Genomic DNA, 24615 nt, shown 5'->3' with positions numbered 1-24615 from the left:
GCAGATGCCGGAGAGGCCCAGCCTCTCCGGCATCTGCTGTGCGTGGGCCCGGAGCCGCGAGTCGTCAGCCACACGGACCCGGCGGCGCCGCGAGCAGGACGCCCCGGCGCGCGCGGGCGCGGAGCTGAGCTCTTCCGATGTCTCCCCACGCCCCCAAATCACGTGCCATGATGCTGAGTTATGACCGAGGGGGAAGGTTTGGCTAATACGGCTGTCCGCGTACGCCTGGGGCGGGGTGCGAGCGCGAGTGATGTCGGAGCCCTGAAGGCGTGGCTCGAACGGGAGCACAAGCTGGAGGCGCTCAGAAGCAGCGGCGACCTGGAGATCAGGGAGCGTGCCGCCGAAGAGCACCCCGGCAACCCGATGGGAGCCGGGCTGGAGATCCTGCTGGTCCTGGTCAGCGTCGCCGGTCCCACGCTCTTCGAAGACGTGTACAAACAGACGAAGAGCGGGGTACGGGCGTGGCGGGAGAACCGCCGCGCCGTGGAGCGGGGCGAACCCCCGGAGGTCGAGGTCGTGCCGGACGGCGACGCGAGGTAGTCCGGTGGCGCGCTTCGACCCGCGCGGGAGGGTGAACAGGGCGCTGCTCGTCGGCGTACCCGCGTACGAGTTCACGCTGCCCGGTCACCCCTTCGGCGTACCCGGCAACCTGGAGGCGGTAGAGCACAATCTCGTCGGCCTCGCAGCTGCGCTGCGCGGGGGCGGGATGTTCGGCGAGGACGAGATCGGCGTCTTCCGGCCGGACAACGTGCACGAATTCGACCGACGCCTGGACGGTGCCGTCGACGAGGCCGAGGGCCTGCTCCTGCTCTACTTCTCCGGGCACGGCGCCGTGCCCAGCACCGGTGACGAACTGTGGCTCCTGATGCGCGGGGCGACGATCGAGGCCGGTACACAGTCGGTGTTCCGGGGTGCCGTTACCTGGAACAGCGTCCTGACCGTGCTGACCCGCACCCGGGCGGAGCACGTGGTCGTCGTGCTCGACTGCTGCTACGCGGGTAACGCCTCAGCGGCTTGGGACGCGCTCGACACCTCCCAGCGGCAGCGGATATCGCTGTTGATGAGCGTGCAGGCCAACAACCGGATCGACGCGGGGGACGAGGCCACCCCGACCCCCTTCACGGCGCAGCTGATACGCCTCCTGCGTGGCGACGGCGGAGACGGCACTGCCATGACTCCCGTGGGTTTCAGGGAACTGGCCGAGCAGCTGTGGGCGTACATGTCCGCGCATCACACGACGCTGCGCGAGCCTTCCGAGCGGTGGGAGCCGCAGAGCCGCACGGCCGGTTCGGGCACGGACGTGCTGCTTGCGGCGGGCCCCGCGGACGACGCGCGCGCACCGGACGCGCCGGACACTGCGGACACGCCGAAGACGCAGCACGCGCCGGACGGGGGCCGGCCGCAGGGCGTGGCGGACCCTGGAGTCGGCCACCCCCACGGCCACGCCAAGGAAGCCGAGACCGCCGTGGCGGGCGTGGCAGGCGTGGCGTTACGGGACCGCCGATCCCTGTGGCCCCTTCCGAGGAAGCTCCGCCCGCGCCCGGCTGACGGTCCGGCCCAGAGCGGTCTTCCACACCTCACCGGCAGGATCCGCACGGCGGCCGTCACCGCCGCGGTGCTCACCGTGCTCGCGGGTCTCGTCCCCGCCGGGTACTTCCTCGCCGGACACCTCGGCGACGGGCCGCCCTGCAAGCCCCCGCTCGAACTCCGGCTGCTCACCGACCCCGACCTCGAGTCCACCGTACGCAGGGCGACGGAGGTGTACCTGGTGTCGGAAGCGAACCGGACCGGTGACGGCTGCCGGCGCAGCGGCATCACCGTGTACAGCGCCGGCGCCGCGGAGGTCGTCGCCGCGTTCCACGACCAGTCCGACCCGTGGCAGCGGCCCACGGCCGAGGCCGTCAATCCGCAGCGCGACATCGGTCCCCAGCCGGACATCTGGATTCCCGCGACCTCGGCGAGCGCCTCCCGCGCCCGCCCGTCCCAGGACCAGCGCAGCTACGCGGAACTGCTCGTCGACCCTGCTCCGTTCGCCTACTCGCCCCTCGTGCTCGCCGTGCCCCAGCAGCTGGCGGAGGAGGGGGTCGCCGACCGGATCGGCGGACTGACGACGCTGATGGACGCACTGCACAAACGGAACGCGAAGGCGGAAGTACGGCGTCCGGACCCGGAGCACACGGACTCGGGCCTGGTGGCGACCATCGGGCTCTACGGTGCGGGAGGGGCCGCAGGCGCGGGAGGTGCCGGAAGTACGGGAGGGGCGAAACCGGCCACCGCCGAACGGTCCGTCAGGCAGCCCGGTCCGCCCTCGCCCACCAGCGGGGACCTGCTGTGCCTGCTGCCCGACGACGACTCCGTCGACGACCGCACCGCGGCCCTGGTGCCCGAGTTCCTGATGAAGTCCGGTGTGGGCTGCGACAGCGCGAGGCGGGCCCGGCGGATGGCCGCCTATCCCGATGACGTGCCGGGCCTGGACCCGACGTTCGTACGGGTGCGCTGGAAGGAGGCCCTCCGCGACAAGGACGCGCGGCAGGACGCGGTCGATCGGTTCCGCGCCTGGATGACCGGCACCGCTCAGGGCGAGGCGGCGGGCGCCAAGGGGAAGGCCGGGGAGGTGATCCGGGGCGGGCTCGTCGAGTTCGGCAAGGACGGCTTCCGCAGCGCCGCGGTGGAGCACCGCCCCCTCGCCCCCGACCTCACCTTCAGCGGATTCGGCGCCCTGGCCAATCCCGGTACCCTCGCCGCCCCCGCCCGCCAGGCCGCGATGGCCACGGCGCTGAAGGAGTACCGGGAGGCCAGCGGGCCCGGGCGGGTGCTGTTCCTGCTGGACAGCTCCGGCTCGATGGGCGACCTGTGGGAGGGGCCCGGCGGCGCGCCCGGCATCGTCAAGCAGTCGCTCGGCGGCCTGGGCGACCAGGACGAGTACGGCGTCTGGGCCGTCGCGGCCCCACCCAACGCCCCGCTCGCGTACCAGGAACTGCTGCCGTTCGGCCGGTACCGGCGCGAGGAGGCCGAGCACGCCATCGACCAACGGGCCCAGGTCAAGGATCTGGAGGCGGATCCGTACCAAGCCCTGGTCGCGGCCCTGGAGTACATGCACCAGCGCGGCGCGGACGACGACCGTCCGCGGCTGATCGTCTTCATCACCGACGACGAGGACAACAACCGGTTGACCGAGGGCGGACGGCTCGACGCCTTGCGCGCCTCCGCGCGGGAAAAGAAGGTTCCGGTGGTCATGGCATCCCTGGACGGCGGCGGCTGCGACAAGGCCAAGCCGGACGCCGTCATCTCCGAGGCGGCCGGCGGACGCTGCCTGGACACCCGGACCGATCTGGTGGCGGGTCTGCGCGACGAAGTCGCCCGAGCGGGAACAGGAGGCGCGCAATGACGCCCCGCAGCAGACTGCGTGGTGGGTCCGGCCGGTGCCCACGCGCCCTGGCCGCGGTCCTCGTGGCGGCCCTCGCGCTGGGAGCGTGCAGCTGGGCCGGTGACGGCAGGCCGCAGGACTCGGGCCAGTCGGCTGAGGCCGGTACCGCGGAGGGCGACATCGTGGTGGCCAGCGGACGTGACGTCACCGGCAAGGGGGGCGTCCGGCAGAAGCTGATCGAGCAGTGGAACCGGGAACAGGAGGGTGCGGGCTCCGCCTTCCGGGCCCGCCTGGTCGAGCTGCCGGGCTCGGCGGACCAGCAGCGCAGTCAGCTGCTGGGCGCACTCCAGTCCGGCAGCGCCGAGTACGACGTGGTCAACCTCGACGTGACCTGGGTACCGGAGTTCGCGGACGCGGGCCTCGTCCGGCAGCTCCCCGCCGACCTGGTGGACGCGGACGTCATCCCCTCCGTCGCCGCCACGGCCAGCTGGGGCGGAAAGCTGTACGCCGTCCCGTTCAACAGCGACGTCGGGCTGCTCTTCTACCGCCGCGACTACCTGAAGGACGCGGGCGTCACGGACACCGAACTCGGCAAGGGCACCGAATGGCCGACGCTCCAGCAGCTGATCGGCAGCGTGGGTGACGCCGGCCGGAGCAAGCAGTACGGCTACGAGAAGGGGTGGACCACCCAGCTCGCCCCGTACGAGGGCCTCACCGTCAACGGCATCGAGGCGTTCGCCTCCGCCGTCGACGGCCTTCACCTCACCGACGGGGCCGGCCGCTACACCGGTTCCGTGCAGGACCTGGAGGCGGGGTTGAAGGAACTGCGAGACCGTACCAACGCCCCCTACACCCTGGGGGATGCCAGCCGCTCCGACGAGGCCGAGTCCCTCGGCGACTTCGCCGACGGCCGAACGGCCTTCCTGCGCCACTGGCCGTACGCCTACCGCACCCTGCACCAGTCCCTGACCGACCAGCAGCTGGGGGTGGCCCCGCTGCCCGGCAGAGCGGTGCTGGGAGGCCAGAACCTGGCCGTGACCAAGGCGTCGAAGCGCGGCGCCGCGGCCACGGAGCTGATCAGGTTCCTCACCGGCCAGAGCAGCGAACGCTGTCTGCTCAACGAGGGGTTCGCGGCAACCAGGCTGTCCGCGTACAACGACAACGGCCTGAAGTGCGCCACGGACAAGTCCGCCGGCTCGCCTCCCACCGCGTCCGCGTCCGCCGAGAGCACCGACCGCATGCCGCGGGACGAGCAGAAGCGCCCCAAGTACGCGCGCGACACCCTGCTTCCCGCGCTGCAGAACGCCGTCCAGCGCCCCCGCACCCCTCTGTACGGCGCGTTCACCCAGACCTTCACCACCGAACTGCGCCGCCTCTACGCCGACAAACCCCCGTCGGACGAGCAACTCGCGAAGGACCTGCACGAGAAACTGACGGGCGCGCTGCCCCACACGTGACGCCGACCCGACCCGGGCGAGGCCGCGCCGGCGGACGGTCCCGCTCAGCAGGTCTCGTCACCGGTGCGGCCGTGGCCCGTGACGACGCGGGCGCGGGCGCCCGGGACGGTGATCACCTCGGTGCGGCTGCGCCGGCCGACGAGACCTCCGCCCGGCAGCCGTCCTCCGGCAGCCCGGGCCCGGCGGGCAGATCCGGCGGGAAGATCCGGCGGGGAGATCCTCTGTGTGGCGGTACCTTCCCCACAGTGACCGCCCCGTCGATGACGCCCGGGGCGTCCAGGGCCCTGACCTGCGCAATCACCGCCCCCGACCGCGGCGGCGCTCCCCTGTGGACGTGCCTTGTCACACGCCTGTGACAGTCGGCGGACACCTTCATGAAGTCGAGCAGCCAGGCTCTTAATAAGACAAAAGGGACATTAAGTCCCCTGCTTCCGAGGACGTGAGCAGTGATGACCTAGCCGATCCGGCGGAGGAAATCCCATGAGCCTCACACTCGAAACGCCGCACACCGCAGCCACACTGGCCCCGCGCGAGCAGGAAGCACTGCGCCACATCGCCGCCGGACGCACCTACCTGCAGACGGCCCGCCACATGGGACTCTCCAAGCACACCGTCGACGCCTACCTCCGCCGCATCCGAGCCAAGCTCAACGTCCACAGCACCGCCGAGCTCACCCGCCTGGCCATCACCCTGGGACTGTGACAGCCGAGCACTGATCCGATACGCCACGTAACGCCACATCCATATATCCATATGCGGCACTCGCCCGCCGCGCACCGCTCGGCGACGAAGGGCCGCACACCCCCTTCCTCCCCCGTCGCCGCACATCGGCGCGCGGGGCCTCCTCCCTCCTTCGGTCGTCATCCCGCTGGGTGCGCCCCGGATGCCTCCCGGCCCGCGGCAGGCCATGCTGCGGTCAACGGCAGCCATCACGGACAGACGAGGACCGAACCATGTCCCACCTCCGGCATATCGGCGTCACCACCGGGGCGGCACTGCTGCTGCTCACGGCCACGGCCTGCTCGGCCGGCAAGAACACCCTGGGCGAGCTCAGCTTCCGCGCCCACGACTCCCCGGTCGTGCTCACGTACACCAACACCCCCGTACAGGGCTGCCACAAGATCGGCCTCCCCCGCGGCGCGTCCCACGTGGAGAACAACACCGAGCTCGACGTGGTCCTGTACCGGACGCCGGAGTGCCAGAAGAGCGAAAAGGCCCCCGGGATCTACGTCCCGATGTCGACCTCCAACGTGACCGCGCCCGACAGCCTGCCGTGGCGCAGTTTCAGCGTCGTCCACTGACCCGCCTCCAGGGCCCGGCCCGAGGGGCCACCGTAGGTACACGGGCCGGATGACCTGCGGCGCTGCCCGGAGCAGCCCGGGTACCTGGCATGAGCGCAACACCCACTCGCGCTAGTGTTCGCGGGTGAGTCTTTATGTCGTGATGGGATTCGGGCCCGCCGGGGCGGCCACCGCCCGCCTGCTGGCCGAGCAGGGGCACTCCGTACGGGTCGTCACCACGTCGGGCCGACGCCCGGAGCCCGGCATCGAACACGTGGCCTTCGACGCGGCGGACAGCAGTCGGCTGATCGAAGCGGCGCGGGGCGCGGCCGCGATCTACAGCTGTGCCGCACCGCCCTACCATCGCTGGACGAGTGAGTGGCCGCCGCTGGCCTCGTCGGCCTGCGCGGCGGCCGAGGCGACCGGAGCCGTCCTCGTCATGCTGGGCAACCTCTACGGCTACGGTCCGGTGGACGGTCCCATGACCGAGGAACTGCCGCTCGCGGCGACCGGCCCCAAGGGGCGGGTGCGCGTCGCCCTCTGGGAACGGGCGAGGAACCTGCACGAGCAGGGGCGTATCAAAGCGGTCGAGGTGCGGGCCTCGGACTTCTTCGGGCCCGGCGTGACCGACGGCGGGCACCTGGCCGCACGGGTCATGCCACGACTGCTGCGCGGCAAGCCGGTCTCCACGCTCGGGGATCCCGACGTCCCACACAGCTGGACCTATCTGCCTGATGTGGCCAGGGCCCTGGCCGAGGTCGCGGGCGAGGAGCGGGCCTGGGGACGGGCCTGGCACGTCCCGACGGAGCCCGCGCTGTCCACCCGGGAGATGATCGACCGCCTGGCCGCTCGGGCGCGGACGGCGCCGGTCGCGGTGCGCAGGCTGTCACCGGCCGTGCTGGGCGTCGCGTCGCTCTTCTCCCCCCTGATTCGGGAACTGAAGGAGATCCGTTATCAGTTCGACCGTCCCTTCGTCGTGGACTCGGGTGCGTACGAAGCCGAATTCACGGTGCGGGCCACCCCCGTCGACGAGCAGGTCGAGGCGACGGCGGACTGGTGGCGCGAGCGGCTGGGCGCCGCGGCATGAGCACGAAGTCCGGCGCGAACGAGAAGGCTCAGGCCTCGACCGTGCGCGTGTTCATCGCCCTCGCCCCGCCCGACGACGCGAAGGAGGAGCTGGCACGGGAGCTGCGGCCCGCCTACGAGGCGTACCCGCGCATGCGGTGGAACCGCATCGAGGACTGGCACATCACCCTGGCGTTCCTCGGCGAGCTCCCGGTGACCGCCGTTCCGCTCCTGCAGCCACCGCTCGCCGACCTCGCGGCGACGCGCCCGCCCCTGCGGCTGGCCCTGCGTGGCGGCGGACACTTCGGTGACCGGGTGCTGTGGAGCGGGATCGGCGGAGACCTCGAAGGGCTGCACCTGCTCGCCTCCGACGTACGCGCCGTGGTCAGGGAATGCGGTCTCACCTTCGTGGACCGGCCGCTGAACCCCCACCTGACGCTGGCCCGTGCCCGCCGGAACGACCCCTCCTGCGCAGTGGAGGCCGCCGCCGGACTCGCCTCGTTCACCGGCCGCCCATGGCGGGCCGAACGCCTGCACCTGGTCGGCAGCAACATCGGCCGCGGCCCGGGGCCGATCCACTACCGCGACGTCGAAGCCTGGAACTTCGGGGGCGAGGAAGCGCTGAAGGCACCCTGACGACGTGCCGGCCGGCCGTGCGATTGGCTACGCGGCATGAGTGTCCGCCGTGCTCCGTCGGAGTCCCGCCCCGTCCCGACACCGAAGGCGGTGCCCCCCTTCGATCCCGAACTGAGCGTCGCGCTCGCGGCCTTGGGCAAGGAGCCGAGGGAGCCGATCACCCTTGACGGTCTTGCGGCCCGGCAGGAGCGGGATGCGGCGCGCCGGCCCCGGCCAACGGCCGAGCAGCTCCGCGCCGACGGCCGCTTCGAGGTGTCGGAGCTCTGTGTTCCGGGACCGCCTGACGGGCCGGACGTCACGCTCGTGAGCGCCCGGCCGTCCGCACCCGCCGGACGGCCGCTGCCGCTGCTGTACTACATGCACGGCGGCGCCATGATCATGGGCAACGCCTGGTCCGTGCTTCCGCGGATCCTTCGCGAGTGGGTCCTCCCGCTGGAACTGGCCGTCATCTCGGTCGAGTACCGGCTGGCGCCACGGACGCAGTACCCGGGACCGCTGGAGGAACGGCCCCGGCGTCGGCGCATAGGCCGCCCGCGGGCGGCCACCTGGGCTCCCGGCCACCGGTCAGCCGCCGGCCCCGTTCCGATTCACCCGCAGAAGCCGCCGCACTGCGTGTGCTCGTTGCCCCGCGACACGGTGTACCGGGCGTTCGCCGTGTTCGTCGCCCGTCTGCCGCGCTCCGCACGACACCGGCCCCGAGGTAGGGCAACGTCGTTGCGGAGTACATAGACCCCCTTCGGGAAGAGGCGCGCATGGACGAGCTCGAGCGGTACGAGCGCTACATCGGCGGCAGCCCGGAGGCCGAGCGGCTGGTCTTCGAGCGACTCGCGCGCGAACTCCTGCGGGTGCAGCTCAAGGTGAAGCGACGCAGCGGCTCCGCGGCTCTCGAACGGACCTTCCACGCCAAGGCGGTCCTCGGCGTGGAGAACGCCCGTCTGAGGTTCCGCGACGACCTCCCCGAGGCCCTGCGGACGGGTTTCGCAAGGCCCGGGGCCGATTACCCGGTCACGGTCCGGCTGTCCAACGCGAGCGGTGTCCGTCAGCCCGACTTCGCGCCCGATCTGCGCGGTGCGGCACTGCGGGTCGAGGTCGGCCCCGACGAGACCCACGATCTGCTGATGACGAGCTTCCCGGTCTCCCATGCGCGCACCGCGGGTGAGTTCGTCGCCTTCGCGAAGGCCATGGCGGGTGCCGACTCGCGGCTCGCCAAGGGCCTGGCCCTGTTCGTCAAGCTGCCGCTGGCGGTCGGCTGGCCCACGGCTGCCCGCATGCGGCGCAACGTCGTCGCGGGGACCAGGCGCACGGTACCCAGCCTGGCCCTGGAGACGTACTGGAGTCGCGGCGCGATCCTGTGGGGCGACGCCGGGCCGGTGCGCTATCAGCTGCGGCCCGCGGCGAACGCCTCGCAGGGCCCGGCAATGCCGCGCACCGACCCCGATTACCTGCGGCGCGAGCTTTCCCAGCGGCTGCGGCAGTCGGATGTCGTCTTCGAGCTCTGCGTGCAGCGCTACGTGGACTCCCGGCGCACCTCCGTCGAGGACGGCGCGGCCGAGTGGAAGGAGGAGGACGCGCCCGTCCTGCCGGTGGCCGTGCTGACCGTCCCGCGCCAGGACATCCACACCGCCGAAGCGCGAGCCTGCGCGTCGCGGGTCGACCTACTGGCGTTCAACCCGTGGCACACCACGGAGGGCTTCCGCCCGCTCGGCAACCTCAACCGGGCCCGCAAGCTCGCCTACGAGGCGAGCAGCGACCACCGCCTGGGACGACGCTTCCTGACCGTCGAGCCCCGGCGCAACGCGCTGCTCGGGACACCGCTCCGGGCCGCCTTCCGCACCGTGAACCGCGTCGTCCCGTGGCACCGGCTGCCCACCCCCCTCGGCCTGCTCAACCTCATGGCCTTCCGGCAGACCTTGCGGCGGCACAACCTCATCGACACCGAACTCCATGAGTCCCCTCCCAAAGCCCTGCCGGTGGAGGCCCCGCTCGATGAGGAACTGCTGGTCAGGCGCAGTTACGACGGTACGTACAACGACCTGTCGGCGCCGCGGATGGGCGCTGTCGGCGCGACGTTCGGCCGTACCATGCCCCCCGTGTACCGACCGGACCGGTTCGACACGCCCAATCCGGTCACCGTCAGCAGGGAACTGCTCCACCGTGACGCGTTCATCCCCGCGACGTCGCTGAACATCATCGCCGCCGCGTGGATCCAGTTCCAGGTGCACGACTGGGTCAAGCACAGGAGGCATCCGGTCGGCACCAGGAGCGTCGAGGTGCCGCTGCCGCCCGGAGAGACCTGGCAGAACACCCCGGGCGGGGCGCGGGAGAAGGTGATGCGCTTCGGCGAGGACGAGGCGGTGCGTCCGCCCGGCGGCGAGGGGTCGCCGATCCTGTTCGCCAGCGACGTCTCGCACTGGTGGGACGGTTCGGAGGTGTACGGCGGCGACCAGTCCGTCGCGACGTCGCTCCGTGAGCCGGATGGCGGCGCCATGCTCCGGCTGGAGGAGGGGCACCTGCCGAACGGCTCGAACGGCGTGCCGCTCACCGGCTTCACCGACAACTGGTGGCTCGGCCTCAGCGCCATGCACACCCTGTTCGCCCGTGAGCACAACGCGGTGTGCGAAGCCCTGCGGAACGAGTATCCCCGCATGGACGAGGACCGGGTGTACCACACGGCGCGGCTGATCGTCTCCGCTCTGATCGCGAAGATCCACACGGTCGAGTGGACTCCCGCGATCCTCGCCACCAAGACGCTCGACATCGGCATGAAGACCAACTGGCAGGGACCGCCGAAGAACTGGCTGGACCAGCTGGGCGTCTGGCTGCTGGAGGCGAACGGGCAGCAGGGCATCCCCAAGACCCTGCCCGACCACCACGGTGCCCCGTACTCCCTCACGGAGGAGTTCGTCACCGTCTACCGGATGCACCCCCTGATCCCGGACGACTACGAACTCGTCGACCACCGGTTCGGCCGCCGGCTCGACACCCTGGACTTCACCGACCTCCAGGGCGCCGCCGCGGAGCCGCTCATCCGCAAGACCGGCCTGGTGAACACCCTGTACTCGCTGGGCATCGCCCACCCGGGGGCGATCACCCTGCGCAACTTCCCCCGTGCCCTCCAGGCGTTCGAACGGGACGGGGAGGTGATCGACCTGTCCGTGGTCGACCTGGTGCGCACCCGGCGCCGGGGCGTTCCGCGCTACAACGACTTCCGTGCCGGCCTGCACAAGCCGCGGATCCGGCGGTTCGAGGACCTGTCCTCCGATCCGGAGACGGTCGCACGGCTCCGGAACGTCTACCGCTCGGTGGACGACATCGACACCGTGGTGGGGCTGTTCGCAGAGAATCCGCCCGCGGGCTTCGGCTTCAGCGACACCGCCTTCCGCGTCTTCATCCTGATGGCCAGCAGGCGGTTGCAGAGCGACCGTTTCCTCACGGTCGACTTCCGGCCGGAGGTCTACACGCCCCTCGGCATGGACTGGATCGAACGGAACGGCATGACGAGCGTCATCCTGCGGCACTGCCCCGAGCTGGTGAGCCTCCTGCCCCGCGGGACCAGCGCGTTCGCACCCTGGCGTCCGGTCCAGCCCGTCCGCAACAACAGCGGCCCCGGCCGCGGCTGAGCAGGAGGCGGCCATGTCCACGCCCGGTCACGCAGGCCACCCCGGACTGGAAGCCCTTCTTTCCCGTCCGCTGTGGGAGACGGTCTTCAAGCGGCGCACCCACCGTGTCAGCAAGGGCGCGTCCGTGCCCGCCGGGTCGATGAGCCATCGCTCCGCGCACCGGCCCGAGCCGCTGGGCGAGCTCGAGGAGGCGGTGCTCATCGCCCTCACCGGCTCCTCGGGACTCACCATGCCCGACCGGCCCTTCGAGGACCCGCGCGACCGCAAACCCATCATGGCCAAGCCGAACCTGAACATGACGGGACGGACGGCGGGCAGCCCCGACAACGCGCAAGCCACCCACTTCTTCATGATCAACGACAGTGGCACGTACTACCTGAGGAAGCTGCCTCCTTCCCCGAACCACGCCTTCGATCCCGATACCCTGATCGAACGCGCACGTCAGTCGAAGGTGCGCGTACTGGACCGGCGCCTCGACGTCGCCGCGGGGATGCGCGACTTCCCGGCGTACCTCGATTCCAACCGGTTCCTGTCCAACCTCCCGGGCAGCACGCTCTTCCTGCCGGTGGTCGATCTCTCCCACCAGTACGTCAACGCGCTGATGTACCTGCTCACCCAGCCCGAGGGAGCCCGGCCCACGGTCGTCGACGACCGCAACTTCTACCGCCCCGCCGGGGTGCGCAAGTGGATCAAGAACGGCTTCCTCAACCCCGCCGTCAAACTGCCCCTCGGCTCCCTGGGACCGATGCGTACGCAGGTCGAAGCCGACCTGCTGCTGCAGAACATGATGCTGGTCGCGGACGCCATGGGACTCGGCGCCTGGATCCACGCGACGATCAGCCCCCAGATCATGCTGGGCGACCCGAAGTTCTCGCGCACCTACGGCCGGATGCTGGGCTTCGACTTCGTCACCCCGAAGTTCCGCCCCGCCGACGTCCTGCGCTGGCAGGTGCCGCTGCCGAAGTACGCCGGCCTGCGCGCCCACCCGGTGGGCCTGCGGGCCGCCGGTGAACACCTCATCAAGGGCGCCTGCCCGCCCAACTACCCGTCGATGCACGACGCCGTAGAGTCCGTCGTCCGCGCCAAGTTCGGGGAGCACGGCATCTACGCGGACAAGGACCTCTTCGCCCGCATCTACAAGGACGACTACGCGCAGCGCTACCTCGCCGAGGCCAGTGAGTACGACCGGCAAGTGATCGACTGCGCGCGGGACATCTGCGTGTACATCCACGAGACCCACGGGCGGTTCCCCGCGCACACCGACGCCATCCACGTACCCGGCGTCTGGCTGCAGGCGCACCACGTCGAATCCGAATACTACGACCGGTTCTTCCAGGGCGGCCTGACGGAAGCTCATCGTCGGCACGCCTCGCGATGGGACGGATGAGGGAGGCCCGATGAGAGTCTACGAGGCCATCGTCAAGGGGCTGGAAGGCATCGGGGTCCGGGCGGCCTTCGGCGGTGCCGGGGAGAACGCGGCGGGACTGATGCTGGCGCTGAAGCATTCGCAGCAGATCAGACCGGTCATCACCCGCCACGAACAGGCCGCGTCCTTCATGGCCTGCGGTTACGCCATGTACACCAACCGGCTGGGCTTCTGCTTCGCGACGGCCGGCCCGGGCGCGTTCAATCTGTTCTCGGGGCTGGCGGTGGCCATGTCCGACTCCTATCCGGTCCTCGCCGTCTCCGGGTACGCGAGCATGGAATGGCGCGGTTGGGGCTCGCTCAACGAGACGTCGGGGGTGAACCGCACACCCGACTCCCAGGCCATGTTCGCGGCCACGACCAAGAAGTCCTTCCTGCTCACCGACATCGCCGACACGTGCGACGTCCTGGAGGAAGCGGTCAACCTCGCGTTCGAGGGGCGGCCCGGGCCCGTACACATCCACGTGCCCGAGAACCTGACCCACCGCGGTGTCGAGGTCACGGACTTCCGGCCGCTGAGGCTCGACGTGCAGCCGGTCCTGCCGGACCCCGGCCGGGTGGCGGAGATCGCGGCGGTACTGGCGGACGCCCTGGCACGGGGGAAGCGGATCGTGGCGCTCGTCGGATTCGGTGCGGTACGGAGCGGGGCGGGACCGGAGATCAAGCGGCTGATCGAGCGGTTCCAGATCCCCCTGCTCACCACCCTGGACGGCAAGGGCATCGTGTCCGAGGGACACCCGCTCGCGGTCGGAGTCTTCGCCGACAGCGGCCACTCCAGTGCGTGGAAGGCGTTCCGCGAGGCCGACGTCGTGCTGTGCATCGGCAACTCCCTCAACCAGCACGCCACCTTCAACTACCGCGAGGACCTGTTCGAGGACAAGCTGCTGATCCATGTGAACATCTCCGAGGGCGAGTTCCACAAGGCCTACCGGCCCGACCACACCCTGCTGTCCGACGCGCGCCCCGCGGTGGCTGCCCTGGTCGACGCGCTGGAGCGGACGGTCGGCGACGTACCGGCGGTCGAGGTCGACGGCAGGGACTACGAGGCCCGGAAGATCATCCACCTGACGGGGAAGATCCACCCCGGAGAACTCGCGCAGTCGATCGGGCGCATGCTGCCGCCACGGGGTGTTCTGCTCGCGGACGCGGGCGCCCACCTGGCGTGGCTCGGGTATTACGTGGAGCTCGAAGAAGGGCAGAACTTCCGCAAGGCCGGCTCCTTCGGGCCGATGGCCGGACACGTCAACGGGGCCATCGGCCTGAAGGTCGCCCACCCGGACCGGACGGTCGTCGTCGGCTGCGGCGACGGATGCTACTCGCTGTCCGGTTTCGAGCTGATGACCGCCGTCGAGCACGAGATCCCCGTCATCTGGGTCATCTTCAACGACGGGGAATTCAAACTGATCAAACTCTTCCAGCTGGTCACGTACGCCGAATCGGCCCTGGTCGAGTTCCAGAACCCGGACTTCGCCGCGTACGCCCGTGCCTGCGGCGCCGACGGCTACCGGGTGGAGACGCTCGACGAATTCGAGGAGGCGTTCCGCGCCGCACTGGCCTCCGGCCGGCCCACGCTCATCGACGCCAGGATCACGCGATGGGCCGTGCCGCACTACAGCCCGTCACCCGACGGCGTGATCGACGGTCTCGTCGAGAGCCTGGAGGCACGCTTCCGGGACTGACCGCCGGGTCCGTCGGGTCCGTCGGGTGCCGGACCCGGTCTTTTCGGTCGCGGCCGGCCAGACGCGGTCGGCTGCGATCAGGAGGTACTGGAAGGAGCCGTCCTTGTAGGAGTTGACACGGTCGCGGGCGGGCTCAGCCGTTGACGAAGGCCAGGCTGGTCGCGTCGTAGCGGGTGCCCGCGATCCGCTCGGCCGGGGCGGCTGCCTCGATGGCGGCGATGTCCTCGGGCGACAGCTCGACGGCCAGGGCCGCGAGGTTCTCCTCCAGGTAGCGCCGGCGCCGGGTGCCGGGGATCGGCACCACGTCGTCGCCCCGGTGCTGCACCCAGGCCAGGGCGAGCTGGCCGGTGGTGACCCCCTTCGCCGCGGCCAGCTCGTTCAGCCTCGCAACGATCTCCAGGTTCCGTTCCAGGTTGCCTTCGGCGAAACGCGGCTGGCTGCGCCGCACATCGGTTTCGGTCATCCCGTCGACCGAGCTGTACCGGCCCGTCAGGAAGCCGCGCCCGAGCGGGGAGAACGGCACCAGGCCGATGCCGAGTTCGCGGCAGACCGGGGCGATCTCCGCCTCCAGGTCGCGGGTCCACAGCGACCACTCGCTCTGCAGGGCGGCGATCGGGTGCACCGCGTGCGCCCTCCGGATGGTGCCCGCTCCGGCCTCGGACAGCCCGAGGTGGCGGACCTTCCCGGCCCGTACCAGCTCGGCCATCGCGCCGACCGTCTCCTCGATCGGCACCTGCGGATCGACCCGGTGCTGGTAGTAGAGGTCGATGTGGTCGACCCCGAGCCGGCGGAGCGACGCCTCGCACGCCTGCCGCACGTAGGCCGCGTCGCCGCGGACCCGGGTGGGCTCGCCCAGGCGGTTGGCGAAGCCGAACTTCGTTGCCAGCACCACCTCGTCGCGACGACCGGCGACGGCCCGCCCGATCAGCTCCTCGTTGTGCCCGGTGCCGTAGAAGTCGGCGGTGTCGAGCAGGGTCACTCCGAGGTCGAGGGCACGGTGCAGTGTCGCGATCGACTGCGCGTCGTCCGCGGCGCCGTAGCCGTGACTCATGCCCATGCATCCCAGGCCCTGTGCGGAGACCGCCAGGCTTCCCAGGTGCCGGGTGTGGATGTCGGTCATGCTGCTGCCTCCTGGGCTCGGAATCATCTGCCCAGGACGCTAGGAGTTGGAGCGCACTCCATGTCAACTGAGCGCCGCCGTGCCCCGTGGTGTGGGAGACCGGGGTGCCCCGGCCCGTCCGGTCGGCCGGCCGAACTCGGGCTGGTGGCCCGGGTTCGGCCGGTTCCGGACGGGAGACCGGGCGATCAGTTGAGTCGCTCGGTACTGCTGGCGACGAGCTGACCGTGGGCGAATCCCTCCACGCGGGCCGAGTGCGCGGCGGCGGCGTCGGGGACGGTCACGTCGGCCTGGCCGTCGGAGAGGTCGACGGAGGCGCGGGGGCGCTGATCGACGTACACGTCCAGACGGTCGATGTTGACGGCCTTGACCTTGAGCCGCAGGGCGTCTCCGGCGGGGGCGGCGTCGGTGATGGAGACCTGGTGCGGGGTCAGGTTCTTGAGGATCTCGCCCGCTCGGTCGAGGAGGTCGGCGTTGCCCTCCAGCAGGTCCCTGCGCGTCATCCGGTGGAGTTCGTCCGGCGTGATGCCGAGATCCTCCACGGGAGTGCCGGAGTTGGCTCCGACGCGCAGGGTGCGGCGGATCGACACCCGCATGCCGGCGCCCTTGGGGAGGGGCACGTACGGCGACTGCGGATCGTCCTGGAGGAGTCTGACCAGGTCCTGGTGCATCCAGACGTTCGCGCCGCCGGCCCCGGTGTTGTCGTCGGTGCCGAGGACCGGGCCGATCCGGTGGTCCTGGAAACCGGCGGCGAAGATGTCGGTCGCCGAGTAGCAGCGGGCGTTGGTGATGAGGACGACCGGGCCGAAGTACTGCTGGCCGATCGCGTTGGCGCCCTCCTCGGTGCTGATCGGGAAGGCCCCGGAGAAGGCGGAGCCGATCTCGACCGCTTGGTCCATGGACGGTACCCAGGCTCCCAGGAAGTCCTGGTTCGCGCGGCAGATCCGCAGGTTGAGCGGGGTGTTGATGAACTGCGTCGGTTCGGGGGTGATCCGGCGGGGCGTGAGGGCCTGCAGGGCGAACTCGGCGTTGAAGATGACGCCGCCGCCGTTGCCCCGCACGTCCAGGATGAGACCGGTGTCCGGCAGCAGGCCGATCAGACGGACGAACTCCGCGACGAATCCCTCCACGTCTCGCACGTTGAACGTGAAGACGCGCAGGTGGCCGAAGGTGCCGGAGGACGTGCGGACCTCCTGTGCCCGGAAGACCGACGGCATCGTGGTGCCGACCTCGCCCGCCAGCGGTTCGGGCGCGGGCCGGCCGGCTTCGAGGGCCCTCTCCTGGGCTACGACCCGCGGCGCGAACAGCAGGGCCCTGGCGCGGTTGGCCTCGTCCACGTCGAGGTCCAGGCCCTGGGCCAGGGTCGTGCCGCCGAGCGCCTCGGCCGTGACGAAGACGGGAAGGTTCTCCACGACCCGCCAGCTCTCCCGCAGCTCGCGCCCGGTGCCGTCCTTGTCGAGGTAGCTGACGGTCACCCACTCCTCGAACGGCGGCAGGTGCATGACGAGCGGCCGAACGGTCAGCGACTGCACGCCGCGGCTGCGGCGCGCCGCATTGTTGCTTCCGGCGAAGCGGGCGGCGTTGAGGTCGACGGCCACGGCGATGGGGATGCCGCTCCAGTGGGTGATCTCGACGCCGGGCTCGAACCCCGGGGCGGAGAAGCCCTCGGCCACGTGGGTGACCATGAAGTGCTCGCCCCGCTGATCGGTGTACCGCTCGACGAGGAAGGGCAGGAAGGCGACCTTGCGGGCGAAGGGTTCGGGGAGCAGGTAGTTGGTGTGGAGATCCCTGACCGAATGGAAGATCTCCGACATCTCGGCGTGGAACATCCACTCCGGGGGCATGGTCGCCTCGGTCTGCCGGTCCAGCCGGCGGCGCAGGACCCGCAGGCGCTGCCCCGGGTTCACTGCGTGCATCGCCATCTTGAGGGGCAGGTGGACGTAGTTCTGGTCCAGCAGGATCTGCGCCTGCTCGGCGATGACCCGGCGGTCGTCGAGCGTCAGCGTGCCCGCGCCGGTCAGGAAGTCGGCCAGTGCGGTGGCACCGGCCAGGTGCTCACGGACCGGTTCGGCGGCCTGAAGGACGAAGTCTGGGGTAGGGCTGTCGGCCGTGCGGGCCATGGTGCCTCCCGAGGAGGGGACGGGTTGGAGCCTCTCGGCCTCAGTTATCGGGCCGCGTCCGTCCTCGAATGAGTTGCGCACCCCGTCATTCGCCCGATTGGGCGCAGACGGCGCGTGTCCGCGCACCCGGCTGCGCCGCCCTGGCACCCGGGCGGCGCAGCCCCGGGTGACGTGCGGGCCGTTCCGTGCCGTGCCACCCTGATCACAGGCCTCGGGGCCCCGGGGGTCCCGGAGTCCCGGGAGGAGGCAGCCGCGACGAACGGAGCGCGCTGTGGAAGATCCGATCCGCTTCGCGGCGCTGCGGCGCCGGGTGGCCGCGGGCTGCGCCGCCCTTTTGTTGGTGGCGCTCGCCTCGGGTACGGGCGCCCGGGCGGCCCCGTCACCCCCGCCCTCCCCGACTCCGTGGCCGACCGGTGTGGGAGACCCGGGGCGGCTCGACCCGCGCATCACGGAGATCATGCGCAAGCCCGAGTACCGCAACGCCCAGTGGGGACTGCTGCAGACCGAACCGGCGGACGGCCGGGTGCTGCACAGCCTGTTCCCCGGACAGTTCTTCATCCCGGGTTCCACCGCGAAACTGTTCCCCGTATCCGCCACGTGGCAGACCCTCGGCGCGGACCACCGCTTCGTCACGCCCCTCTACGGGGTCGGGCGGCGCAACGGGTCCACGCTGACCGGAGACCTCGATCTCGTCGCCCAGGGCGACCTCACCCTGGGCGGCCGGACGCGCCCCGACGGCACGGTCGCGTACACCGACCTCGACCACACCTACGCCAACGACTTCCCCGGGGCGACCCTCACCCCGGAGAACCCGCTCGCCGGGATCGACCTGCTCGCCCGGCAGGTCCGCGCCTCCGGGATCGCCCGCGTCGACGGCGACGTGGTCATCGACAGCCGGCTCTTCGCCCCCGACCCGGTCCTCGACCCCACCCCGACGCCCCTGATCATCAACGACAACCTCATCGACCTGCTGACCACGCCCGGCAGCCGGCCGGGCGCAGACGCCCGGCTGGACTGGCGGCCGAAGGTCGCGCCGTACGCGGTCACCTCCACGGTGAAGACCGTCGCGGCCGGGAAGCCGACCGACGTCACGGTGACCACCACCGACGGCGGCACGCGCATCCGCCTGTCCGGGACGATCGCGGCGGACGCCGAGCCGCTGCTGCGCACCTCCCCCGTCACGGACCCGGCGGCGTTCGGCCGGACCGCCCTGATCGAGGCGCTCGGCCGGGCCGGAGTCCACGTGACCGCCGCCGCGACGGGCCCCAACCCTGTCGCGCGGCTGCCACGGGACTACGACGGCCGTCCGCGGGTGGCCGCGTACACCTCTCCCCCGTACGAGCAGTACGCCAAGCTGATCCTCAAGGTCAGCCACAACCTGGGTGCCAACCTGGCCGTCTGCCTGATGGCCGTCAGTACCGGCAGCAACCAGTGCGCCTCCGGCTTCCCGGTGCTGGCCGGCTTCCTGGAGCGGGCGGGCGTCGACCGCGGGCAGGTACAGCTCATGGACGGCCGGGGCGGCAACCCCGCCGACCGGGCCACGCCCCGGGCGCTGGTGCAGATGCTGGCGTACTGGCAGCACACCCCGGACGCGCGGCGCTTCCGGGAGGCCCTGCCCGTCCTCGGCGTCGACGGTCTGCTGGCCGGGAACTGCCGGAGCTGCCCGGCGCGCGGGAAAGTGTTCGCGAAGACCGGCGCGGCTGTCGGAGGGGACTCGCTCAACGACCGGCTCGCCGTCGGCGCCATCACCATCGCCGGTTACCTCGACAAGGGCGGTGGCCGCTTCGACACCTTCTACGCGGGCGTCAACGGTGCGTCCACACCGACGGCCAACCCCACCGACGTGGTAGCCATCGCCAACGACCTGGCCCTGATCGCCGCATACCTCCAGGAGTCTTCCTGACCCGGCGAGTTGATCGCTGCGGCGACCCTTCTCACTTCATAAGTTGAAGTATTGGTGGGGGGTAAATCGCCCTGAAAACGAGGCAAAAACCCGGATTGCGTGATTGCGCAAAGTGATGGCAACGTTGCCATCTTGTTAATAGTTCACTTCTTGACGGTGGGTGTCGTCGCCGAGTTGACTGCCCCTACCTCGGCCGCACACGGACACGGCCTCGTCAGGGAGGTTTTACATCGTGAATGCACATCTGGGTCGTGCCGCCGTTGCTGTCGCCGTTTCCGCGATCGCCGTCTCGCTCGCCGCCTGCGGCGCGGAGGACGGCGACGGGAGACCGGGGGGCTCCCCGGGCGAAGCGGTCAAGGTCGGTCTCCTGCTTCCGGAGAACCAGACCGCGCGCTACGAGAAGTTCGACAAGCCGCTCATCGAGAAGGAGGTCGCCAGGCTCACGCGCGGCAAGGGCAAAGTGCTCTACGCCAACGCGAAGCAGGACGCGACCGCCCAGAACTCCCAGGTCGACATGATGATCACCAACAAGGTGAACGTCCTCATCATCGACGCCGTGGACTCGAAGGCCATCGCCGGCGCGGTCAAGAGGGCCAAGGACGCCGGCATTCCGGTCGTCGCCTACGACCGTCTCGCCGAGGGCCCCATCGACGCCTACACCTCCTTCGACAACGAGGACGTCGGCAAGGTCCAGGGCAAGGCCCTGCTGGAGGCGCTGGGCGACAAGGCCAAGGACGGCCAGATCGTCATGATGAACGGCTCGGTCACCGACCCGAACGCCAAGGGGTTCAAGTCCGGCGCGCACTTCGTCCTCGACGGCAAGGTGAACGTCGGCAAGGAGTACGACACGGTCGACTGGAAGCCGGAGAACGCCAACACCAACATGGCGGCCGCACTCTCGGCACTCGGCAAGGGAAAGATCACCGGCGTCTACTCCGCCAACGACGGCATGGCGGGCGGCATCATCAACGCCCTCAAGGCGGCCGGCGTGACCAACCTGCCTCCGATCACCGGCCAGGACGCCGAACTCGCCGGTGTGCAGCGGATCGTCGCGGGCGAGCAGTACATGACCGTCTACAAGCGGTACGCCCCCGAGGCCGCGGCCGCCGCGGAGATGGCCGTCATGCTCGCCCAGGGAGAGAAGATCGACGGGGTCATCAACCAGATCGTCGACAGCCCGACCACCAAGGGCGTGCGATCGGTGCTCGTCCCGGGCATCCCCCTGACCAAGTCCAACATCAAGTCCACCGTGATCGACGACGGTGTCTACACGGTCGCCGAGATCTGCACCGAAAAGTACGCGACGGACTGCGCCGTCATCGGCCTGAAGTAGCAAGTCCGCCCGCGCGGGCGGCGCACGGATGACAGTTTGATCATGTACATGAAGGGCGGCAGAGCGCGAGGAGAGTTAGGTTAGCCTGCCCTTATGATTTCCATATCCCTGGCCGCCGAGGCCGGCTACGCCGTGCCTCCGCTGTGGCGCATCCTGACCAAGTCCGGCTATTTCATCGGGCTGTCCGGAGCCCTCGGCGCCGCCGTGACCTACGCGGCCTCCGTCCGCCCCGCGTTGCGCGCACCGGAGAACGACAGCGGTGACGTCGACGTCATGAGACGGAGAACGGCCGGGTACCTCGCCTGGGCGGGGGTGGTGCTGTTGGTCGCAGGCTATTTCCAGCTCGCCGGCCGCGTGGCGCGGGCCGGCAAGGGCATGCCGTTCGGTGACGCCCTCGCGCCGGGACGGATCCGGGACTTCTTGACGGCGCCGGCGGCGAAAGGGGCGTGGGTCGCGCAGGGCACGGTCTACCTCGTCCAGAACGTGGTGCTGGTCCTCGCCTCCGTCGCCCTGATCTCGCTGTTCCTTCCCCGGGCGCGCCGGCACCTGAACGCCCTCGCGCTGACCGCCCTGCCCCTGACGCTCGCGGTGACGCTCGTCGCCGCGGTTCCGGCCACCAAGCCGAAGGACGGGGACAAGTGGCTGGACCTCGTGTCCGGCCAGTCCCACATCATCAGCGGCGTGGTCTGGGTCGGCGGTTTGGCCCTGCTCGCCGTCCTCGCCGGCGCCCGCAGCCGTCTGAGCGGGGACGCGGGCGCGCTGTGGGCGGACATCTGGCGCCGTTTCGCCTTCGTCGCCCTCGTCTGTGTCGGCGCGGTGTTCACCTCCGGCCTGTGGATGAGCTGGAAGCACGTCGGAGCCGTCAGCCAGCTCTGGACGACGACCTACGGACTCTTCCTGCTCGTCAAGCTCCTGCTGGTCCTCGGCATGGTCGGGGCCGGCGGCATCAACCAGTTCTGGCTGATGCCCCGTATCGCCCGGGCCCGCCGCGACGATGCCACGTCCTCGCTCCTGCACCTGACACTGCGCCACTTCCCGAAGGTGGTCTGGGCCGAGGTGGCCCTCGGGGCCGCCGTCCTGGCCATCGTCCCCTTCCTCGGCGGCTCGGCCCGTTCCGAGGCGGGCAGCCCCCCGGCCGTGTCGAGCGGCAGCGTCTTCGCCATGGGCGCCGTCCTCGTCCTCGCCCTCGCGGCTTCGCTGTCCATCACGGTGAGGACCTCCGACGCGCTCGCACGGCGCGCGGCCGGGGCAGCGGCCCCCTCGGCGTCATGACGCCGGCCGGGCCGCCGCGGAGATCATCGGAGGGCTGAGGCGCGCGAAGCCTTCCTGCCGCTCGTACGGGAAGTACGGATACGGCGCCGGCTTGTGACTGGCGGCGTCGAGCCGGGCCGTCTGCTCGGCCGTCAGCGTCCAGCCGACGGCGCCGGTGTTCTGGCGGAGCTGCTCCTCGTTGCGCGCACCGATGATGACGGAGGACACCGTGGGACGCTGCAGCAGCCAGTTGATGGCCACCTGCGGGATCGTCCTGCCGGTGTCCTTCGCCACCTCGTCGAGCGCGTCCACGACGTCGAAGAGGTGCGCGTCCTCCACCGGCGGCCCGTAGTCGGCGGTCTGGTGGAGCCGGCTCTGCGGCGGCAGCGGCAGCCCCCGGCGCAGCTTCCCCGTCAGGCGCCCCCAGCCCAGCGGGCTCCAGACCATCGCACCGACGCCCTGGTCGTGGGCGAGGGGCATCAACTCCCATTCGTAGTCGCGGCCGACGAGCGAGTAGTAGACCTGGTGCGCCACGTACCGGGGGTAGCCGCGCGCGTCGGCCGTGGCGAGCGACTTCATCAGCTGCCAGCCGGCGAAGTTGGACACGCCGACGTACCGGATCTTGCCGGCCCGCACCAGCTGGTCGAGTGCGGCGAGCACTTCCTCGACCGGGGTACCGGCGTCGAAGGCGTGCATCTGGAAGAGGTCGATGTGGTCGGTGCCGAGCCGGCGCAGGGCGTCCTCCGTCGCCCTGATCAGGCGCGAGCGGGACGAGCCGGCGTCCCCCGGCCCGTCGCCCATCGGCAGGCCGGTCTTGGTCGACAGGAGGACCCGGTCCCGCCTGCCCCGGATCGCCTCCCCCAGCACTTCCTCCGACGCTCCGGCCGAGTACACGTCGGCGGTGTCGAACATCGTGATGCCCGCTTCCAGGCAGATGTCCACGAGCCGGCGCGCCTCCTGCGCGTCCGTACTGCCCCAGGCGCCGAACAGCGACCCCCGGCCGCCGAACGTGCCGGCCCCGAAGCTCAGAGCGGGAACCTTGAGACCGGACGCACCGAGCTGCCTGTATTCCATGACGGACCCCTTCAGCGAGCGTTAACAGCACCACAGACCCTTTAAGGTGAGTCCAACGTAACAGTGGAAGACGACTAATGGAACCGGAGACCCGTTATGGCGACCACAGATCCCGATCCGGGCACCGTGCGCCCCGGTGGCCGTACGGCGCGGGTTCGGGCGGCGGTACTGCGAGCGGCCGGGGACACCCTGGCCGAGACCGGCTTCCACGGACTGGACCTCGCCGAGGTCGCCCGCCGCGCCGAGGTGGGCAAGACGACCGTGTACCGCCGCTGGGGAACCGTGGCCGCCCTCGTCGCCGACCTGCTGACCGACATGGCCGAGCAGTCGCTGCCGCACACCGACACGGGCTCGCTGCTCGAAGACCTCCGGGCCAACGCCGGGCTCGTGCGGCGCACGTTGGCGGACTCCCGCCAGGGCGCGCTGTTCAAGGCGGTGATCGCCGCGGCCGCGACCGACGGGCGGACGGCCGAGGCCCTGCACCGGTTCTACGAGGTGCGCGTCGCCGAGTGGGCGCCCTGCGTCCGACAGGCCGTCGAACGGGGCGAGTTGCCCACGGGTACGGACGCCGGGGAAGTGATCCGGGCCGTCTCGGCACCGCTGTACTACCGGTTCCTGATCACCGGCGCCCCTCTCGACGAGGACGCGGCGGAGCGGGCGGTGCGAGCAGCCGTGGCGGCGGCACGCGCGGGAGCCTTCACCTGACAGGCGCCCGGGCTGCCGCCGCCTTGGGCATGACCGTCAACCGAACCGGCTGACCTTTAACCGAACCGGCTTACCGTTATCCGAACTGGCCGGGCTGGTAGTCGCCGGCGGGCTGCTGGACGATGACGTTCACCCGGTTGAAGGCGTTGATGACGGCGATGAGCGACACCAAGGCGGCGAGCTGGTCCTCGTCGTAGTGCTTGGCGGCATCGGCCCATGCCTCGTCGGTGACGCCACCGGCCGCGTCGGCTATGCGGGTGCCCTGCTCCGCCAGCTCCAGGGCGGCGCGCTCGGCGTCGGTGAACACCGTGGCCTCCCGCCAGACCGCGACCAGGTTGAGGCGGGTCGAGGTCTCCCCGGCGTGCGCGGCGTCCTTGGTGTGCATGTCGGTGCAGAAACCGCAGCCGTTGATCTGGCTGGCGCGGATCTTCACCAGCTCCTGCGTCGCCGCCGGCAGCGTCGAGTCCGCGAGCGCCTTGCCCGCCGAGACGAAGTGCCTGAGGGCCTTGGTCGCGACCGCGTTGCCGAGGAGGTTCAGGCGAGCTTCCATGGTGCACTCCTTGCTGTTGTCGATGGTTACACC

The 24615-nt window shown here is 70.7% G+C and carries 19 protein-coding genes; 15 read left to right on the top strand and 4 right to left on the bottom strand.

What is annotated here, in order from left to right; translation table 11 throughout:
- Positions 1–198: 198 nt before the first annotated feature.
- From ACFCZ1_RS08905 to ACFCZ1_RS08855, 11 genes are all read left to right on the top strand, one after another.
- A complete protein-coding gene (locus tag ACFCZ1_RS08905; RefSeq protein ID WP_376677700.1) occupies positions 199–540 on the top strand; it encodes a hypothetical protein in 342 nt (113 codons plus the stop codon).
- A gap of 4 nt (positions 541–544) precedes the next feature.
- Positions 545–3388 carry a VWA domain-containing protein gene (locus tag ACFCZ1_RS08900; RefSeq protein WP_376677699.1) on the top strand — a complete coding sequence of 948 codons (2844 nt, stop codon included), beginning with the start codon at positions 545–547 and terminating at the stop codon, positions 3386–3388.
- The gene (locus ACFCZ1_RS08895; RefSeq protein WP_376677698.1) at positions 3385–4824 is read left to right on the top strand and encodes an extracellular solute-binding protein; all 1440 of its coding nucleotides are present in this window, start codon (positions 3385–3387) and stop codon (positions 4822–4824) included. Before ACFCZ1_RS08900 ends, ACFCZ1_RS08895 begins: the two co-directional genes overlap by 4 nt.
- A gap of 480 nt (positions 4825–5304) precedes the next feature.
- Positions 5305–5526 (top strand): response regulator transcription factor, encoded by a 222-nt coding sequence (locus ACFCZ1_RS08890; RefSeq protein ID WP_376677697.1) that lies wholly within the window; start codon positions 5305–5307, stop codon positions 5524–5526.
- Positions 5527–5777: 251 nt separating this feature from the next.
- Positions 5778–6125 (top strand): hypothetical protein, encoded by a 348-nt coding sequence (locus tag ACFCZ1_RS08885; RefSeq protein ID WP_376677696.1) that lies wholly within the window; start codon positions 5778–5780, stop codon positions 6123–6125.
- Between the two features lie 124 nt (positions 6126–6249).
- A complete protein-coding gene (locus tag ACFCZ1_RS08880; RefSeq protein WP_376677695.1) occupies positions 6250–7191 on the top strand; it encodes an NAD-dependent epimerase/dehydratase family protein in 942 nt (313 codons plus the stop codon).
- Positions 7188–7805, top strand: coding sequence for an RNA 2',3'-cyclic phosphodiesterase (gene thpR / locus ACFCZ1_RS08875; RefSeq protein ID WP_376677694.1), 618 nt, complete (start codon positions 7188–7190; stop codon positions 7803–7805). The genes ACFCZ1_RS08880 and thpR overlap by 4 nt, the downstream gene beginning before the upstream one ends.
- A 36-nt stretch (positions 7806–7841) precedes the next feature.
- A complete protein-coding gene (locus ACFCZ1_RS08870) occupies positions 7842–8534 on the top strand; it encodes an alpha/beta hydrolase (protein WP_376677693.1) in 693 nt (230 codons plus the stop codon).
- A 23-nt stretch (positions 8535–8557) separates the two neighbouring features.
- A complete protein-coding gene (locus tag ACFCZ1_RS08865; protein WP_376677692.1) occupies positions 8558–11425 on the top strand; it encodes a peroxidase family protein in 2868 nt (955 codons plus the stop codon).
- A 13-nt stretch (positions 11426–11438) separates the two neighbouring features.
- Entirely contained in the window at positions 11439–12812 is a 1374-nt protein-coding gene (locus ACFCZ1_RS08860; RefSeq protein WP_376677691.1) for a hypothetical protein, read from the top strand.
- A 10-nt stretch (positions 12813–12822) separates the two neighbouring features.
- Complete coding sequence (locus ACFCZ1_RS08855) at positions 12823–14529, top strand: thiamine pyrophosphate-binding protein (RefSeq protein ID WP_376677690.1); 1707 nt, start codon at positions 12823–12825, stop codon at positions 14527–14529.
- A 133-nt stretch (positions 14530–14662) separates the two neighbouring features.
- On the opposite strand, the gene ACFCZ1_RS08850 is transcribed toward ACFCZ1_RS08855, so the two are convergent.
- Entirely contained in the window at positions 14663–15649 is a 987-nt protein-coding gene (locus ACFCZ1_RS08850; RefSeq protein ID WP_376677689.1) for an aldo/keto reductase, read from the bottom strand.
- A gap of 185 nt (positions 15650–15834) precedes the next feature.
- Positions 15835–17766 carry a S41 family peptidase gene (locus ACFCZ1_RS08845; protein ID WP_376677688.1) on the bottom strand — a complete coding sequence of 644 codons (1932 nt, stop codon included), beginning with the start codon at positions 17764–17766 and terminating at the stop codon, positions 15835–15837.
- A gap of 271 nt (positions 17767–18037) precedes the next feature.
- On the opposite strand from ACFCZ1_RS08845, the gene dacB reads away from it, so the two are divergent.
- The 3 genes from dacB (at position 18038) to ACFCZ1_RS08830 (ending at position 22274) form a co-directional block, all read left to right on the top strand.
- Entirely contained in the window at positions 18038–19669 is a 1632-nt protein-coding gene (dacB, locus tag ACFCZ1_RS08840; protein ID WP_376677687.1) for a D-alanyl-D-alanine carboxypeptidase/D-alanyl-D-alanine-endopeptidase, read from the top strand.
- A gap of 232 nt (positions 19670–19901) precedes the next feature.
- On the top strand, positions 19902–21002 hold the full coding sequence (locus ACFCZ1_RS08835) for a sugar ABC transporter substrate-binding protein (protein ID WP_376677686.1): 1101 nt from the start codon (positions 19902–19904) through the stop codon (positions 21000–21002).
- A 93-nt stretch (positions 21003–21095) separates the two neighbouring features.
- A complete protein-coding gene (locus tag ACFCZ1_RS08830) occupies positions 21096–22274 on the top strand; it encodes a CopD family protein (protein ID WP_376677685.1) in 1179 nt (392 codons plus the stop codon).
- On the opposite strand, the gene ACFCZ1_RS08825 is transcribed toward ACFCZ1_RS08830, so the two are convergent.
- On the bottom strand, positions 22269–23327 hold the full coding sequence (locus ACFCZ1_RS08825; protein WP_376677684.1) for an aldo/keto reductase: 1059 nt from the start codon (positions 23325–23327) through the stop codon (positions 22269–22271). The two genes, ACFCZ1_RS08830 and ACFCZ1_RS08825, sit on opposite strands and share 6 nt — an antisense overlap.
- Before the next feature lie 96 nt (positions 23328–23423).
- Here ACFCZ1_RS08825 and ACFCZ1_RS08820 point away from each other — a divergent pair, with 96 nt between their 5' ends.
- Positions 23424–24032, top strand: coding sequence for a TetR/AcrR family transcriptional regulator (locus ACFCZ1_RS08820; RefSeq protein ID WP_376677683.1), 609 nt, complete (start codon positions 23424–23426; stop codon positions 24030–24032).
- Between the two features lie 76 nt (positions 24033–24108).
- On the opposite strand, the gene ACFCZ1_RS08815 is transcribed toward ACFCZ1_RS08820, so the two are convergent.
- Positions 24109–24582, bottom strand: coding sequence for a carboxymuconolactone decarboxylase family protein (locus ACFCZ1_RS08815; protein ID WP_376677682.1), 474 nt, complete (start codon positions 24580–24582; stop codon positions 24109–24111).
- Between the last annotated feature and the right edge of the window lie 33 nt (positions 24583–24615).

The sequence above is a fragment of the Streptomyces sp. NPDC056224 genome (assembly GCF_042267665.1).
Lineage (GTDB): Bacteria > Actinomycetota > Actinomycetes > Streptomycetales > Streptomycetaceae > Streptomyces.
This window is presented reverse-complemented; position numbering and strand designations above follow the sequence as displayed.